Raw genomic sequence first — 14,641 nt, 5'->3', positions numbered from 1 at the left:
CCACCACGTCGGCGGGCGGGAGGCCCTGCGGCGCGAGCCGGGTGCTGGCCCACGGGCGCCCGAGGGCGACCCAGGCGACGCCGCCCGCGACCAGCAGGCCGAGCACCGACGGGGCGTACAGCCGACGGCCGCGGGTCGGCGCGGCAGCGGGTGAGGTCACAGCAGCCGGTCCGCGTCGAAGCAGGTGGTGGCACCGGTGTGGCAGGCGGGACCTTCCTGGTCGACGACCACGAGCAGCGTGTCGCCGTCGCAGTCGAGCCGGACCTCGCGCACGTGCTGCACGTGGCCGGAGGTCTCCCCCTTCACCCAGTACTCCTGGCGGCTGCGGCTCCAGTAGGTCCCGCGCCCCGTGGTGAGCGTGCGGTGCAGCGCCTCGTCGTCCATCCAGCCGACCATCAGGACGGCGTGCGTGCCGGCGTCCTGGACGACGGCCGGCACGAGGCCGGCGGGATCGCGCTTCAGCCGCGCGGCGACGGCAGGGTCGAGGGAGCTCACGGGTCCATCCTCCCAGAGGGTCAGTCGGCGACCGGCGCGATGCCCAGCGACGCCTGCGCCACCCAGCTGGCGTGCAGGCGGGCGTACACGCCGCCGGCCTCGACGAGCGCGGCGTGCGACCCGTCCTCCACCAGCCGGCCGGCATCGAACACGAGCACCCGGTCGGCGTTCTCGGCGGTGGTCAGACGGTGCGCGATGGTGACGCTCGTGCGCCCGTCGAGCAGCGTCTCCAGGGCGCGCGTGGCGCGCAGCTCGGTCTGCGGGTCGACGGCGCTGGTGGCCTCGTCGAGCACGAGGAAGTCCGGGTCGGCGAGCGCCGAGCGCACGAGGGCCACCAGCTGCCGCTCCCCCGCCGACAACGACTCGCCACGCTGGCCGACCGGCGTGTCCAGGCCTCGCGGCAGGGTCGCGAACCAGTCCGTGAGCCCCAGGTCGGCCACCGTCGCCAGGAGGTCCTCGTCGGACGCGTCCCGCCGGCCGTACCGCAGGTTCTCCCGCAGCGTGGCGTCGAACAGGAAGCCCTCCTGCGGCACCATCAGCACGTGCCGGCGGAGGTCGTCGAAGGCGACCTGCGTGATGTCGGTGTCGCCCAGCCGCACGGTGCCGCGGGTCGGGTCCATGAGGCGCGTCAGCAGCTTCGCGAACGTCGTCTTGCCCGACCCCGTCTCCCCCACGACGGCGATCCGCTGCCGCGGCTCGATCACGACGTCGACGTCGGAGAGCACCTCCGGGCCGCCGGGGTAGGCGAACCCGACGCCCTCGAAGCGCGCTCCGAGCACCTCGTCGGGCAGCGCGAGCCCGTCGGGGCCGGGGTCGACGACGTCGGCGGGCGTGTCGAGCAGCTCGATGACGCGCCGCCACGACGCGATCGCGTTCTGCGCCTCCGTGAGCACCTGGGTGGCCATCTGCGCCGGGCCGACGAGCAGCCCGACGAGGAAGGCGAAGGCGATGACGGTGCCCATCGACAGCCCGCCGGCCACGCCGATCACGACACCGGCCGCGATGGCGCCGGCGTTCGCCAGGCCTCCGGCGAGCCCCGCCGACGCGAACGTGACGGCGACCAGCCTCTGCGCGCGGACGTTGGCGTCGAGGTTGCGCTGGATGCCGTCGTCGACGCGCTGCTGCGTGCGCTCCTCGATGGCGTGCGCCTTGACGACCGACGCGCCCACGACCGGCTCGGCGACGACGGCGAGCATCTCGCCGACCGTCCGGCGGACGGTGTCGTAGGCGCGGCTGAGCCGTCCGGCGAAGAACTTCAGGCTCACGACGAGCGGCAGGAAGCAGACCCACACGACCAGCGTGAGCTGCCAGGAGTAGAACGCCATGATGATCGTCGCGACCAGCATCTGGCCGATGCTGATGACGATGGTGATGCCGGTGAACTGCAGGAACAGCGACACCTGGTCGACGTCGGACGTGACCCGCGAGACGAGGGCGCCGCGCCGCTCGGCGTTCTGCGTGAGCATCGACAGGTCGTGGACGTGCCGGAACGCGGTGACCCGCAGCTCGGCCAGGCCGCGCTCGCTCGCGACGAACAGCCGCACCCGCATCCAGTAGGCGACGACGGCCGTCAGCAGCACGAGGACGAGCGCGCCGAGGAGGTAGGGCCCGATCGCGGACAGCGACGTCGTGCCGCCGTCGCCGAGACCGGAGTCGATCGTGCGCTGGATGACCACGGGCACCACGGAGCCGCCGACGGTGCTGAGCACGGCCAGCAGGAGGGTCAGCCACAGGCCGTCGCGGATGGCCGGCGAGAGCGCGAGCCCGCGGCGCACGATCTGGCCGCCGGTGGCGCGCACCGGCGTGACGCCGGGGAGCGCGGTGTCGCTGCTCATGCGCTCGCCTCCCTCGCCTGGTCGTAGGCGTCGACGAGGTCGCGGTAGACGTTCGACCTCTCCAGCAGCTCCTCGTGGGTCCCCCGCTCGACCACGCGGCCGCCGTCGAGCAGCACGACCTCGTCGGCGAGGGAGATGGTGGCCTTGCGGTAGGCGACGACGAGCACGGTCGGGCCGCTGCCGTCGGACGTGCGCTCCGCGAGCGCCCGCAGGATCCGCTGCTCGACCTCCGGGTCGACCGCGCTCGTCGCGTCGTCCATGACGAGCAGGCGGGGCCTGCGCACCAGGGCGCGGGCGAGCGCGAGGCGCTGGCGCTGACCGCCGGACAGGGTCGTGCCACGCTCGCCGAGCTGGGTGTCGAGCCCGGCGGCGAGACGTGCCACGAACCCGTCGGCCTGCACCGTGCGCAACGCCTCCCACACGTCCTCGTCGGGGACGTCGAGGCCGAGGGTCACGTTCTCGCGGACGGAGTCGTCGAACAGGAACGTGCCCTGGGGGACGACCGCGACAGTGCCCGCGAGAGCCCCGTGGTCGAGCGTGCGCAGGTCGAGACCGTCGACCTCGACGGTGCCGCGTCGCGGGTCGACCAGCCGGGACAGGAGGGTCGTGAGCGTGCTCTTGCCGCTGCCCGTCGCGCCGACGAGCGCGGTGACGCTGCCTCGGGGCACGTGGAGGTCGACGCCCTGGAGCACGTCGTGCTCGGCGTCGTCGAAGCGGTGGGCCACGCCGCGCAGGCGCAGGTCGACCGCGCCGGAGCCCGGGACCGTGCCGTCGCCGTAGGCCATCGAGCCGGTCGCCTGCAGCACGTTGTCGACGCGGTCCCAGCCGACCACGCTGCGTGGCAGCTCGCCGAGGACCCAGCCGATCGCGCGCACCGGGAAGGCGACGACCGTGAACAGGTAGGCCACCTGCACGACGTCGCCCGGCTCGGCGGCGCCGCTGGCGACCCGGCCGACGCCGAGCACCAGGACGAGGAGGATGCCGAGGTTCGGCAGCGCCTCCAGCAGTGGGTCGAAGATGCTGCGGATGCGCCCGACCGCGATGTTCGCGTCGCGCAGCTCGTGGGTGGCCCGCGTGAACCGCTCGGTCTCCTCGGCCTCACGGCCGAGCGACTTGACGACCAGCGCGCCGTCGAAGGACTCGTGCGCGACGGCGCTGAGGTCGCCGCGCAGCGCCTGCGCGCGGGCCACGCGCGGCGACAACCAGCGCTGGTAGAAGACGTTGATGCCGAACAGCGCCGGGAAGACGACGAGGCCGACGATGGTCAGCACCCAGTCGGCCTCGACCATCGCGACGAGCGCGGCCGCGAGCATCGCGACGACGCCGACGGCCATCGGCAGCGGCATGAACACCGCCCACGCGGCCTCGACGTCGGCGTTGGCGTTGGAGAGCAGCTGTCCGGTGGGGTGGCGGTGGTGCCACGACATCGGCAGCGCGAGGTACTGGCGGGTGACCTTGCGGCGGTAGGTGGCGACGAGCCGGTAGTAGACGATGCCGCCGATCAGCCGACGGGCGATGACGCCCAGGGCGCGCAGGGTCGCGACGGCCAGGAACAGGCCGATGGCCGTCCACAGCGCCACCTGGACCACCTCGCCCCGTGCGAAGGAGGGCCGGATGACGTGGTCGGTGGCCCAGCCGAGCACCCAGGCGTCGGCGACGGTCATCGCGCCGAACAGGACGCTCCCGACCGCCGAGACGGTGAACAGCGCCTTCTGCTCGACGATGCCGCGCCCGAGGAGGCCGAAGCCCCGGCGCATCATCCGGTCCTGCTGGGCCGACCCGAGGTCGCTACCTGACACGGTGTCCAGCTGCTCGCAAGGTGTCCTTCACCTGTCCGATCGTGAGCTCGCCGAAGTGGAACACGCTCGCGGCGAGCAGGGCGTCGGCACCGGCCTCGACCGCGGGAGCGAAGTGCTCGAGCCGTCCGGCGCCACCACTGGCGATCAGTGGCACCTGGGTAACGCTGCGGACCGCCCGAATCATTTCCAGGTCGTAGCCCGCCTTCGTCCCGTCGGCGTCCATGGAGTTCAGCAGCACCTCGCCGACGCCCAGCTCCTCCGCACGACGCACCCACTCCACGGCGTCGAGTCCGGCGCTGCGCCGACCGCCGTGCGTGGTCACCTCGTAGCCGCTCGGCTGAGCACCGTCGCCGCTCGTGGGACTGCGTCGGGCGTCGACGCTCAGCACGAGCACCTGGTTGCCGAAGCGGTGCGCGATCTCGGCGATCACCTCCGGTCGCGCGATGGCGGCCGTGTTGATCCCGACCTTGTCGGCGCCGGCGCGCAGCAGCCGGTCGACGTCGTCGACGGTGCGCACCCCTCCCCCGACGGTCAGCGGGATGAACACCTGCTCGGCCGTGCTGCCGACGATGTCGAAGGTCGTGGCACGGTCGCCGCTGGAGGCCGTGATGTCGAGGAAGGTCAGCTCGTCCGCGCCCTCGGCGTCGTAGACGCGGGCCATCTCGACGGGGTCGCCGGCGTCGACCAGGTCGACGAAGTTGACGCCCTTCACGACGCGCCCGGCGTCGACGTCGAGGCAGGGGATGACACGGACGGCGAGGCTCACCCGCCGAGCCTACCGATGGCTATGCTTCCCCGGTGCCTGCGACCTACCAGTGCTTCCTCTGCCGCGGCACGATCGACGTGACGTCCGACGACGGGATGGTCGTGAACGTCCACCGCCGCATCTCCGAGGACGAGTGGGGCGACGACTGGTTCGTCGACGCCGCCAAGGACACGTTCCGGTTCTGCTCCCAGGCGCACCTGGCGGAGTACATGGAGCGGTTCCCGCTGCCGCCGCCGAACGCCGGGGTCGTCGACGACGACGAGATGTCGTTCGGAGACTGGGTCGGCTGCTTCGTCCTCGCGCTGCTCCTGCTCGCCCTGCTGGTGGGCGCCGTGTCCGGGCTGGTCGGACTCGTGTCGCGCCTGACCTGATCTCAGTCCTCGCGACGTCGACGACGCTCGCGGGCGATCTTCTCCTCGAGCTCCTCGACGTGCTTCTCGGGGTTGAGCCGGTGCGAGAGGTACCCGACGCCGACGGCCAGCACGGGGAACACCGGCCAGAAGAACAACAGGTACCCTGCGGTCACCGACGTCGCGCCCCAGATGCCGACGAGCAGGACCGACAGCGCGACCCACCCGGTGCGCATGTCGCGCAGGTCCCGCTCGAAGGTGGCCAGGGCCTCCTCGCGCACGGAGGCCCCCTCGGGGGCGCGGCGTGCCCGTCGGGCCGGCGACCGGGTCGAGGCGAGGTCGTCGAGCAGCGGCAGCACCTGCCCGAGGCGGACGACCTCCAGGGCCGCGTCGACGCGCCGCTCGTACTCCGCGGTGTCGACCTTCCCGGCGGCGTACGCGTCGCGCAGCACACCGAGGACGACGTCGCGGTCGGCGTCGGAGGCGCGCAGCGCGGTGTGCGCGGGATCGCGCGGGTCCGCCTCGAAGCGGTCCCACACCGATCCCGCGGGCATGGTCACGCCTCCGGTCGGGCCTGGCCGCGGGTCAGGGCGAGCGCGTCCTCGAGCGTGAACTGTCCGGTGTACAGCGCAGTGCCGGCGATGGCGCCCTCGACGCCGATGTCGACGAGCCCCATGAGCGCCTCGATGTCGGCGAGCGTGGTGACGCCGCCCGACGCGACGACGGGCCGGTCGGTGCGGGAGCAGACGTCGCGCAGCAGGTCGAGGTTCGGTCCCTGCAGCATGCCGTCCTTGTTGACGTCGGTGACGACGTAGCGCGCGCAGCCCTCGGCGTCGAGGCGGGCGAGCGTCTCGTACAGGTCGCCGCCGTCGCGGGTCCAGCCGCGTGCGGCGAGCGTCGTGCCGCGGACGTCGAGCCCGATGGCGACCCGGTCGCCCCACTCGGCGATGACCTTGGCGCACCACTCGGGGTTCTCCAGGGCGGCGGTGCCGATGTTGACCCGGCGGCACCCGGCCTCCATGGCGGCCGCGAGCGACTCGTCGTCGCGCATGCCGCCGGACATCTCGACGTCGATGTCGAGGGTGCCGACGATCCGCGCGAGCAGGTCGCGGTTGTGCCCGTGGCCGAACGCGGCGTCGAGGTCGACGAGGTGGATCCACTCCGCGCCCGCGGACTGCCAGCGCAGGGCGGCCTCGACGGGGTCACCGAACCGCTTCTCGGAGCCGTCGACCCCCTGCACCAGCTGGACGGCCTGGCCGCCCTTGACGTCGACGGCGGGCAGCAGCTCCAGGTAGTCACTCACGAGGGCGATGCTATCGACGCCCGTTCGCAGGTGACCGCGCCCCGGGTCATCGGGGTCGGTACTGGATGTGGTCGGGGTGGGTGTGGCGGATCTCGACGAACTGGATGGTGCGGTCTCGTCGGGTCCAGGCGCGGGTGAACGCGGTCTCGGCCTCGATGGTGCGGGTGGGTAGGTGCCAGTGGGCGTTGCCGTCCTCGTCGTGGGTGACCGTCAACGCTCCGCGGGTCTTGAGGCCGTGGTGGGGTGGACAGCGGTGGTGCAGGTTGGCTGCGGTGGTGGGTCCGCGCTGCTGACCTGGTGGTTGTCCGGGTGGTGGGTCGGGGTCGTGGGGGATCTGGTGGTCGACGTCGCAGCCGGTGGCGGGTCGGGTGCAGCCGGGAACGTCGCAGGTCCCGTCGATGAGGTTCAACGCCCTGCGTAGGGGCTGGGTGGGGAAGCGGCCCAGCTCGGTCACGTCGAGGATGCCGCCGTGCTCATCGGTCAACAACCGCGAGAACAGAGTCCCGTCCTGAGCGGCGAGCTCGGCGAGCAGGCCAGGGTCGAGGACGTGCTGCCCATCCGCAGAGACGCCCGGCTCACTCGAGAGGCCGAGCAGGGTGGCCAGGGAGACGGTGATCCCGACGTGGAACCGACCACGCCCCGACGTGGTCGCGGTGACGTCCTTGCGCAGGAGGGTGTCGACGAGAGCGTCGGCGCGGGCCTGGGCCAGCGTCCGGTCATCGTCGGTGGTGGCGTGGCGGGAGGCCTTCGCTGCGAGGGTGAGGTCCCGGTCGATGAGGAGGGCGTCGGTGGTGGGGATGAGGGCCTGCAGCAGACTCATCCCGTCATCCAGGGCCGTGATGGTGACGTTGCGGTCCTGTTGGGCGGTCTTGCGGCGCTCGATCGCGTAGTCGGGCTCGACCCGGATGAGGAACCGACGCAGCCACCCCTTCAACTGCCCCAGGGTGTGGCTGGTGGCGTAGGCGAGGACGGTCTCGTCCAGCCGGGTGATGTTCTCCGGCGCATGCAGCTTCCATGCGGTGGAGGCGATCTCGCGGGCCTTGGCCCGATCGACCTCACCCCGCAGGTGGCCAGCCCAGACGACGGGGAGGTCCACCACCAGGGTGCGGGTCGCCGAGACCAGGTTCGCCACGAACCCCTGCGCGAGATGCAGCTCGAGGGCGGCCTCCAGGATGGCGACCTGCCGGGCGTCCTCGACCTGACGGGCACTCAACCCTTGGGTGAGGGCGTCGGTGCGGCGGGTCTCCACGAACCGCAGCACCGCCCGAGCCTGCTCCGCCTCACCCGCCCACACCCGACGCGACGCATCGAGTGCGTCGGCCAGGAGGGTGTCGGTGGGGCTCATGTCTCCAACCTAGGCACCCCCTCCGACACCCCCCTCCAGCCCAGAAAACTCCTGTGGACAGTGGGGTTTCTGCTGGTTCGCGCTGGGCCGTTGCCGGATGGTCTCGATACGTCCGAGCCTCGCAAGCTCGCTCGGACTACTCGACCAGCAGAACCATCCGCTGGTCGAGTAGCGCGGAGCGGTGAGGCACGAGCGTGCTCCGGGCGTATCGAGACCACTCCACACCCGCGCTGGGGCTCGGCCCGCGCTGATCCGCTGCCGGGTGGTCTCGATACGTCCGAGCCTCGCAGGCTCGCTCGGACTACTCGACCAGCGGAGCGTTCCGCTGGTCGAGTAGCGCGGAGCCGTGAGGCACGAGCGTGCTCCGGGCGTATCGAGACCAATCCACACCCACGCTGGGGGTCGGCCCGCGCCGGGCTGCTGCCGAGTGGTCTCGATACGTCAGCACGTGCTCGCTGGCGCTCGCCATCCTGACTACTCGACCAGCGGAATGACTCGCTGGTCGAGTAGGCCGAGCGGCGACGAAGGAGCGCGGTCGGACGTATCGAGACCACTCCACGCTCACGCTGGGGCTCGGCCCGCGCTGGGCCGTTGCCGGGTGGTCTCGATACGTCATGACGAGCTCGCTGGCGCTCGCCGTCCTGACGACTCGACCAGCGGAACCATCCGCTGGTCGAGTAGTCGCCTCCGCCGAGGGACGAGACGTGTGGCGACGTATCGAGACCACTCCAAGCCGTCGCTGGGGGTCGGCCCGCGCCGGGCTGCTGCCGAGTGGTCTCGATACGTCAGCACGTGCTCGCTGGCGCTCGCCGTCCTGACTACTCGACCAGCGGACGCGTCGACCAGCGGATGCAGGTCAGAAGGTGGCGAGCCAGTTCTCCAGGAGGCGGCGGCCGGCGTCGCCGGACTTCTCCGGGTGGAACTGCGTGGCCCAGAGGGGCCCGTTCTCGACGGCGGCGACGAAGCGGTCGCCGCCGTACTCGGTCCACGTGACCCGCGGGGCGGTGAACGACGTGCCCTCGACGTCGAGCTCCCACCGGCGCACACCGTAGGAGTGCACGAAGTAGAACCGCTCGTCCTCGAGACCGGCGAACATCCTCGAGCCCTCGGGCACCTGGACCGTGTCCCAGCCCATGTGCGGGACGATCGGGGCCTGGATGCGCTCGACCGTGCCGGGCCACTCGCCGCAGCCGACGGAGCGGACACCGTGCTCGATGCCCTCGCCGAAGAGGATCTGCATGCCCACGCAGATGCCCAGCACGGGACGGTTCGCGATGAGCCGGCGCTCGATGATGCGCTCGCCGTCGACCGCGCGCAGCCCCTCCATGCAGGCCGCGAACGCCCCGACGCCGGGCACGAGCAGGCCGTCGGCCGACTCGGCGACCGCCGGGTCGGACGTCAGCGTGACGTCGGCGCCGGCGCGCTCGACCGCACGGACGGCCGAGCGCAGGTTGCCGGAGCCGTAGTCGAGCACCGCGACCGTGGGCCGCGACGTCGCGGTCGGCACTACAGCGCCCCCTTGGTCGACGGGATGCCCGTCTCCCGAGGGTCGATCGCGACGGCCTCGCGCAGTGCCCGCGCGAGCGCCTTGAACTGGCACTCGGCGATGTGGTGCGGGTCGCGGCCGGCGGTGAGCGTCATGTGCATCGTCAGGCCCGCGTGGTGGGCGATCGACTCGAACACGTGCGAGGTCAGCGAGCCGGAGTAGTCGCCGCCGATGACGACGGTGATCTGCCGCTCGGGCTCGCCGGTGTGCACGAAGTAGGGCCGACCGGACACGTCGACCGTGCAGGTGGCGATGGCCTCGTCGAGCGGGACGGTCGCGGTGCCGTAGCGGGTGATGCCGGCCTTGTCGCCGAGCGCCTCGCGCAACGCGTCGCCGATGCCGATGGCGGTGTCCTCGACCGTGTGGTGGGCGTCGATGTGCAGGTCGCCCTCCGTGCGGACCGTCAGGTCGATGAGCGAGTGCCGCGACAGCGCCGTGAGCATGTGGTCGTAGAAGCCGACGCCGGTGGAGATGTCGTGCTTCCCGGTGCCGTCGAGGTCGAGCTCGACGACGACGTGCGACTCCGAGGTCTTCCGCTCGATGCGGGCAGCCCTGCTGCTCATGCGATGACCTCCTGGAGTGCCGTGAAGAACGCGTCCATCTCGGACGGCGTCCCGATGGAGACGCGCAGCCATCCTAGGGGTCCGGTCTCGCGGATGAGCACGCCACGGTCGACGAGGGCCTGCCAGGTGGCGTGCCGGTCCTCGAAGGTGCCGAAGAGGACGAAGTTGGCGTCGGAGTCGGCGACGGTGAGGCCCAGCTCGCGGAGCCGGTCGGCGGTGCGGTCGCGCTCGACCCGCAGCGCGTCGACGTTGGCGAGCAGCTCGTCGGTGTGCTGGAGCGCCGCCAGCGCGGTGGCCTGCGTGACCGACGACAGGTGGTACGGCAGCCGCACGATGCGCAGGGCGTCGACGACGTCGGCGTGCGCGGCGAGGTACCCGAGGCGGCCTCCGGCGAGGGCGAACGCCTTGCTCATGGTGCGCGTGACGACCAACCGTCGGTGGTCGGCGAGCAGCTCGAGCGCGCTGGGCGTGCCTGCGCGCCGGAACTCGGCGTAGGCCTCGTCGACGACGACCATGCCGGGTGCGGCGTCGAGCACGGCCCGGGTGTGGGCCGGGTCGAGCGCGGTGCCCGTCGGGTTGTTCGGCGACGTCAGGAACACGACGTCGGGCTGCTCGGCCTCGATGAGCGCGACGGCGGCGGCGACGTCGATGCCGAAGTCGTCACGCCGACGTCCGGCGACCCAGCGGGTGTGGGTGTTGCGCGCGTACTCGGGGTACATCGAGTAGGTCGGCGCGAAGCTGAGCGCCGTGCGCCCCGGCCCCCCGAACGCCTGCAGGACCTGCTGCATGATCTCGTTCGAGCCGTTCGCGGCCCACACGCGCGACGCGTCGAGGTCGACACCGGGCGTGTCCCGCGACAGGTAGGCCGCGAGCCCCTCGCGCAGCGCGGTGGCCTCGCGGTCGGGATAGCGGTTGAGGTCGAGCGCGGCGGCGCGCACGGCCTCGGCGACGTCGGCGGCGGCCGCCTCGCTCGGCCCATACGGGTTCTCGTTGGTGTTGAGCCGCACCGGCACGTCGATCTGCGGCGCGCCGTACGGCTCCTCGTCGCGCAGCTCGTCGCGGATCGGCAGCCACTCGGCGGGGGTGCCGGGCCGTGGGCGGCGATCGGGCTCGGGGACGCTCATCGCGCGTCGGACGCCGGCCGGGCGGTGCGCACGGCGACGGCGGCACCGTGCGACGGGAGGTCCTCGGCGGCGGCCAGCACCTCCACGTGGTGCCCGACCTCGCGCAGGGCGGCCTCGGTGTAGGTGACGACGTGCACGTTCTTGCAGAACGCGCGCACCGAGAGACCGGAGGAGTGGCAGGCGCAACCGGCCGTCGGCAGCACGTGGTTGGAGCCGGCGGCGTAGTCGCCGAGGGAGACCGGTGTCCACGCGCCGACGAAGATCGCCCCGGCGTTGACGATGCGTGCGGCGACGCCCGCCGCGTCGGCGGTCTGGATCTCGAGGTGCTCGGCGGCGTACGCGTTGGCGACGTCGACAGCCTGGTCGAGGTCGGCGACCAGCACGATCGCCGACTGCGGTCCGGCGAGCGACGTGCTGATGCGCGCCTGGTGCGTGGCAGTCGGGACCTGGCGCTCCAGCTCGGCGGTCACCGCGTCGGCGAGCGCGTCGCTGGGCGTGACGAGCACGCTGGCCGCCATCGGGTCGTGCTCGGACTGGCTGATGAGGTCGGCCGCGACGAAGGCGGGGTCGGCGGTGTCGTCGGCGATGACGGCGATCTCGGTGGGGCCGGCCTCGGAGTCGATGGCGACCGTGCCCTGCAGGTAGCGCTTGGCGGCGGCCACGTAGATGTTCCCCGGTCCGGTCACGAGGTCGACGGGCCGCACGCTGCCGCCCGTGGCGACGCTGCCGTAGGCGAGCAGCGCGAGGGCCTGCGCTCCCCCGGCCGCGTACACCTCGTCGATGCCGAGCAGCGCGCACGCCGCGAGGATCGTGGGGTGCGGCAGGCCGTCGAACTCGGCCTGCGGGGGCGAGGTGAGGGCGATCGAGCCGACGCCGGCCACCTGTGCCGGGACGGTGTTCATGACGACGGTGCTGACGAGCGGGGCGAGTCCGCCGGGCACGTAGAGGCCCACGCGCTGCATGGGCACGATGCGCCGCTCGACCGTGGCGCCCGGGGCGACGGTGGTGACGACCGTCTGCTCGAGCTCGGCCTCGCACGTGGTGCGCAGCCGGGCGATCGACTCCTCCAGACCGGCGCGGATCGCGGGGTCGAGGTCGCCCAGCGCCTTCTCCAGGTACTCCGGCGCGACGCGCAGCGACGCGGGACGGACGCCGTCGAAGCGCTCGCCGTACTCGAGCACGGCCTCCTCGCCGCGGGCCCGGACGTCGTCGCACAGCGGCCCGACCACGTGCAGCGCGTGCTCGACGTCCTGCTGCGCGCGGGGCAGCTCGGCGGTCGGGTCGGTGCGGAGGTCGAGGCGTCTGATCACGCACTGATTCTAGGGACTGGCCCTGCGCCTAGGATCAGGCCCCGTGACGTCCCGCGACCTGCAGCAGCCGATCGTGGCCGGCGTGGTCACCGCGGTGGTCGGGTTCACGTCGTCGTTCGCGGTCGTGCTCGCGGGGCTGCGTGCCGTCGGCGCCTCGCCCGACGAGGCGGCCAGCGGGCTCCTGTCGCTCACGGTCGCGTTCGGTCTGCTCATGTCGGGGCTCGCGTTGTGGACCCGCCTGCCGGTCACGCTGGCGTGGTCGACGCCGGGCGCGGCGCTGCTCGTGAGCACCGGACCGGTCGAGGGTGGCTGGCCCGCCGCCGTCGGCGCGTTCGTGCTGACCGGTGTGCTGCTCGCCCTCACGGGGCTCGTCCCCTGGCTCGGTCGGTTGGCGGCTGCGATCCCGGTGCCGCTGGCGCAGGCGATGCTGGCCGGGGTGCTGCTGCAGCTGTGCCTGGCGCCGTTCACCGCGTTCGCGGACGCGCCCGCCGCGGTCGGCCCGGTCGTGCTGGTGTGGCTGCTCGCGACCCGGTGGGCGCCCCGCTGGGCGGTCCCGCTGGCGCTGCTCGCCGCCTTCGTCGTCATCGGCGTCTCCCTGGCCACGACGGGCACCTCCGTGCCCACCGGGCACCTCCTCCCCCGCCTCGAGCCCACGACCCCGACGCTCACCGTCGCGGCGGTGGTCGGCATCGCCGTGCCACTGACCGTCGTCACCCTGGCCTCGCAGAACGTGCCGGGGGTCGCCGTGATGCGCAGCTTCGGGTTCACCGTGCCGTGGCGCGCGTCGATGGTCACGACCGGGGCGGGGACGTCGGCGGCGGCCGTGTTCGGCGGTCATGCCATCAACCTGGCCGCGATCTCGGCTGCGCTGGCCGCGGGCGACGGGGCGGGTCCACGCGAGCGCCGCTGGGTGGCGGCGTTCACGGCCGGCCTCGTCGCCCTGCTCCTCGCCCTCACCTCCGGTGCGCTGGTCGCGGTCACCGAGGCCGCGCCGGCCGGGATCGTCGAGACGGTCGCCGGCCTGGCGCTGCTCTCGACCTTCGCCGCGTCGATGGTCGCCGCGCTCGCCACCGACGCCGGACGCACGAGCGCCACCGTCACGTTCCTCGTCGCCGCGTCGGGTCTGCAGCTGTTCGGCGTCGGGGCGGCGTTCTGGGCGCTCGTCGTCGGCCTCGTCGTGCGGGCGACGCTGGAACGACGCGCCGCAGCGCCCACGGAGCGCGAGGAGGCCGCCGATGGCGCGTAGGACGTCCGACGCTGAGGCGACGCCGGCGCTCGCCGCCGTGCTGCGTGCCGGGGTCGAGCACCAGGTGCACCGCTACGTCCACGACCCTCGCTCGACGTCGTACGGCTGGGAGGCGGCCGAGGCGCTGGGCGTCGAGCCCGACCGCATCTTCAAGACCCTGCTCGCCGACGTCGACGGTGAGCTCTGCGTCGCGGTGGTGCCCGTGACCCTCCAGCTCGACCTCAAGGCGTTCGCGTCGGCGCTCGGCGGCAAGCGGGCCGCGATGGCCGACCCGGCGCGGGCCGAGCGGGCCACCGGCTACGTCGTCGGCGGCATCTCGCCGCTCGGCCAGAAGCGTGCGCACCGCACGGTCGTCGACGAGACCGCGGAGCTGTGGGACACGCTGCACGTGTCGGGTGGGCGGCGCGGGCTCGAGATCGAGCTCTCCCCCACCGACCTGCTGCGACTCACGGGTGGAGCGCCGGGGCCGATCGCTCGCTGACGTCGGGGCGTCGTCCGGCCGCCCAGGTGACGACGAAGACGCCGACCAGCCCCGCGATCGCCCACACCACGAAGGACGCCGGCGAGTCGACGGCCAGCTGGGCCGGGATCCGGGTGCCGATGGGCAGGTCGCGGGACGCCAGGGGGCCCTCCGGACCGAGCTCGACACCGAGGCGCCAGGTGAGCACCGACGCGGCCAGCGTGGCCGCGACGGTCAGCGGCACGACGACCCAGCCGAGACGGCGCAGGACGAAGCCGGCCACGAGGCCCCAGAGCGCTCCCACGGCCGCCCCCAGGGCGACGAACAACAGCTCGACACCGACCTGGGCACCCGAGGCCTCCTCGGTGAGCACGACACCCTGCTGCGTGACCTCCCACTGCGGCGGCGACGCGAGCGCGACCCACAGCGCCGCGGCACCTCCCGCGAGCACGAGCAGGACCCCCACCAGGGCGACCACCTGCACGACCGTGCGCCTCAT

Annotated in this window: 15 protein-coding genes; 3 read left to right on the top strand and 12 right to left on the bottom strand. The window is 72.9% G+C overall.

What is annotated here, in order from left to right; translation table 11 throughout:
- Positions 1-156 precede the first annotated feature (156 nt).
- The 4 genes from hisI to hisF are packed head-to-tail and all read right to left on the bottom strand — an operon-like array spanning position 157 to position 4,895.
- On the bottom strand, positions 157-495 hold the full coding sequence (hisI, locus tag NH339_RS08845) for a phosphoribosyl-AMP cyclohydrolase (RefSeq protein ID WP_202967660.1): 339 nt from the start codon (positions 493-495) through the stop codon (positions 157-159).
- 20 nt (positions 496-515) lie between these two features.
- On the bottom strand, positions 516-2,330 hold the full coding sequence (locus tag NH339_RS08840; protein WP_253024496.1) for an ABC transporter ATP-binding protein: 1,815 nt from the start codon (positions 2,328-2,330) through the stop codon (positions 516-518).
- The gene (locus tag NH339_RS08835; RefSeq protein WP_308207051.1) at positions 2,327-4,129 is read right to left on the bottom strand and encodes an ABC transporter ATP-binding protein; all 1,803 of its coding nucleotides are present in this window, start codon (positions 4,127-4,129) and stop codon (positions 2,327-2,329) included. The genes NH339_RS08840 and NH339_RS08835 overlap by 4 nt, the downstream gene beginning before the upstream one ends.
- A complete protein-coding gene (hisF, locus tag NH339_RS08830; RefSeq protein ID WP_253024494.1) occupies positions 4,119-4,895 on the bottom strand; it encodes an imidazole glycerol phosphate synthase subunit HisF in 777 nt (258 codons plus the stop codon). The genes NH339_RS08835 and hisF overlap by 11 nt, the downstream gene beginning before the upstream one ends.
- Positions 4,896-4,927: 32 nt before the next feature.
- On the opposite strand from hisF, the gene NH339_RS08825 reads away from it, so the two are divergent.
- Positions 4,928-5,266: a hypothetical protein gene (locus tag NH339_RS08825; protein WP_253024492.1), complete on the top strand. Its 339-nt coding sequence runs from the start codon at positions 4,928-4,930 to the stop codon at positions 5,264-5,266.
- A 2-nt stretch (positions 5,267-5,268) separates the two neighbouring features.
- Here the strand turns inward: NH339_RS08825 and NH339_RS08820 are convergent, their stop codons facing one another.
- The 7 genes from NH339_RS08820 to hisD all read right to left on the bottom strand — a co-directional run bounded on the left by NH339_RS08820 (position 5,269) and on the right by hisD (position 12,436).
- Positions 5,269-5,799: a DUF1707 domain-containing protein gene (locus tag NH339_RS08820; protein ID WP_253024490.1), complete on the bottom strand. Its 531-nt coding sequence runs from the start codon at positions 5,797-5,799 to the stop codon at positions 5,269-5,271.
- Positions 5,800-5,801: 2 nt separating this feature from the next.
- Complete coding sequence (gene priA / locus NH339_RS08815) at positions 5,802-6,548, bottom strand: bifunctional 1-(5-phosphoribosyl)-5-((5-phosphoribosylamino)methylideneamino)imidazole-4-carboxamide isomerase/phosphoribosylanthranilate isomerase PriA (protein WP_253024488.1); 747 nt, start codon at positions 6,546-6,548, stop codon at positions 5,802-5,804.
- Between the two features lie 46 nt (positions 6,549-6,594).
- The gene (locus NH339_RS08810; RefSeq protein WP_253024486.1) at positions 6,595-7,893 is read right to left on the bottom strand and encodes a DUF222 domain-containing protein; all 1,299 of its coding nucleotides are present in this window, start codon (positions 7,891-7,893) and stop codon (positions 6,595-6,597) included.
- 856 nt (positions 7,894-8,749) lie between these two features.
- Positions 8,750-9,400 (bottom strand): imidazole glycerol phosphate synthase subunit HisH, encoded by a 651-nt coding sequence (hisH, locus tag NH339_RS08805; RefSeq protein ID WP_253024484.1) that lies wholly within the window; start codon positions 9,398-9,400, stop codon positions 8,750-8,752.
- Positions 9,400-10,002: an imidazoleglycerol-phosphate dehydratase HisB gene (hisB, locus tag NH339_RS08800; RefSeq protein ID WP_253024471.1), complete on the bottom strand. Its 603-nt coding sequence runs from the start codon at positions 10,000-10,002 to the stop codon at positions 9,400-9,402. Before hisB ends, hisH begins: the two co-directional genes overlap by 1 nt.
- Entirely contained in the window at positions 9,999-11,126 is a 1,128-nt protein-coding gene (locus tag NH339_RS08795; protein WP_253024469.1) for a histidinol-phosphate transaminase, read from the bottom strand. Before NH339_RS08795 ends, hisB begins: the two co-directional genes overlap by 4 nt.
- Positions 11,123-12,436: a histidinol dehydrogenase gene (gene hisD / locus NH339_RS08790; RefSeq protein WP_253024467.1), complete on the bottom strand. Its 1,314-nt coding sequence runs from the start codon at positions 12,434-12,436 to the stop codon at positions 11,123-11,125. The genes NH339_RS08795 and hisD overlap by 4 nt, the downstream gene beginning before the upstream one ends.
- A 43-nt stretch (positions 12,437-12,479) precedes the next feature.
- Between hisD and NH339_RS08785 the strand changes: the two genes are divergently transcribed.
- The gene (locus NH339_RS08785; protein ID WP_253024465.1) at positions 12,480-13,682 is read left to right on the top strand and encodes a benzoate/H(+) symporter BenE family transporter; all 1,203 of its coding nucleotides are present in this window, start codon (positions 12,480-12,482) and stop codon (positions 13,680-13,682) included.
- Positions 13,672-14,163, top strand: coding sequence for a Cys-tRNA(Pro) deacylase (gene ybaK / locus NH339_RS08780; RefSeq protein WP_253024463.1), 492 nt, complete (start codon positions 13,672-13,674; stop codon positions 14,161-14,163). The genes NH339_RS08785 and ybaK overlap by 11 nt, the downstream gene beginning before the upstream one ends.
- On the opposite strand, the gene NH339_RS08775 is transcribed toward ybaK, so the two are convergent.
- Positions 14,129-14,641: a hypothetical protein gene (locus tag NH339_RS08775; RefSeq protein ID WP_253024461.1), complete on the bottom strand. Its 513-nt coding sequence runs from the start codon at positions 14,639-14,641 to the stop codon at positions 14,129-14,131. The two genes, ybaK and NH339_RS08775, sit on opposite strands and share 35 nt — an antisense overlap.

It is taken from the genome of Aeromicrobium sp. CnD17-E (genome assembly GCF_024124745.1).
Taxonomy (GTDB): Bacteria; Actinomycetota; Actinomycetes; order Propionibacteriales; family Nocardioidaceae; genus Aeromicrobium.
Note: the sequence above shows the minus strand (reverse complement) of the source record. Positions and strands in the feature narration are given on the sequence as shown.

Bases quoted from the DNA above. Each gene is read 5' to 3' on its own strand.
- ybaK (WP_253024463.1), top strand. From the start codon at position 13,672: ATGGCGCGTAGGACGTCCGACGCTGAGGCGACGCCGGCGCTCGCCGCC.
- NH339_RS08795 (WP_253024469.1), bottom strand. From the start codon at position 11,126: ATGAGCGTCCCCGAGCCCGATCGCCGCCCACGGCCCGGCACCCCCGCC.
- NH339_RS08775 (WP_253024461.1), bottom strand. From the start codon at position 14,641: ATGAGGCGCACGGTCGTGCAGGTGGTCGCCCTGGTGGGGGTCCTGCTC.
- NH339_RS08810 (WP_253024486.1), bottom strand. From the start codon at position 7,893: ATGAGCCCCACCGACACCCTCCTGGCCGACGCACTCGATGCGTCGCGT.
- NH339_RS08840 (WP_253024496.1), bottom strand. From the start codon at position 2,330: ATGAGCAGCGACACCGCGCTCCCCGGCGTCACGCCGGTGCGCGCCACC.
- NH339_RS08820 (WP_253024490.1), bottom strand. From the start codon at position 5,799: ATGCCCGCGGGATCGGTGTGGGACCGCTTCGAGGCGGACCCGCGCGAT.
- hisB (WP_253024471.1), bottom strand. From the start codon at position 10,002: ATGAGCAGCAGGGCTGCCCGCATCGAGCGGAAGACCTCGGAGTCGCAC.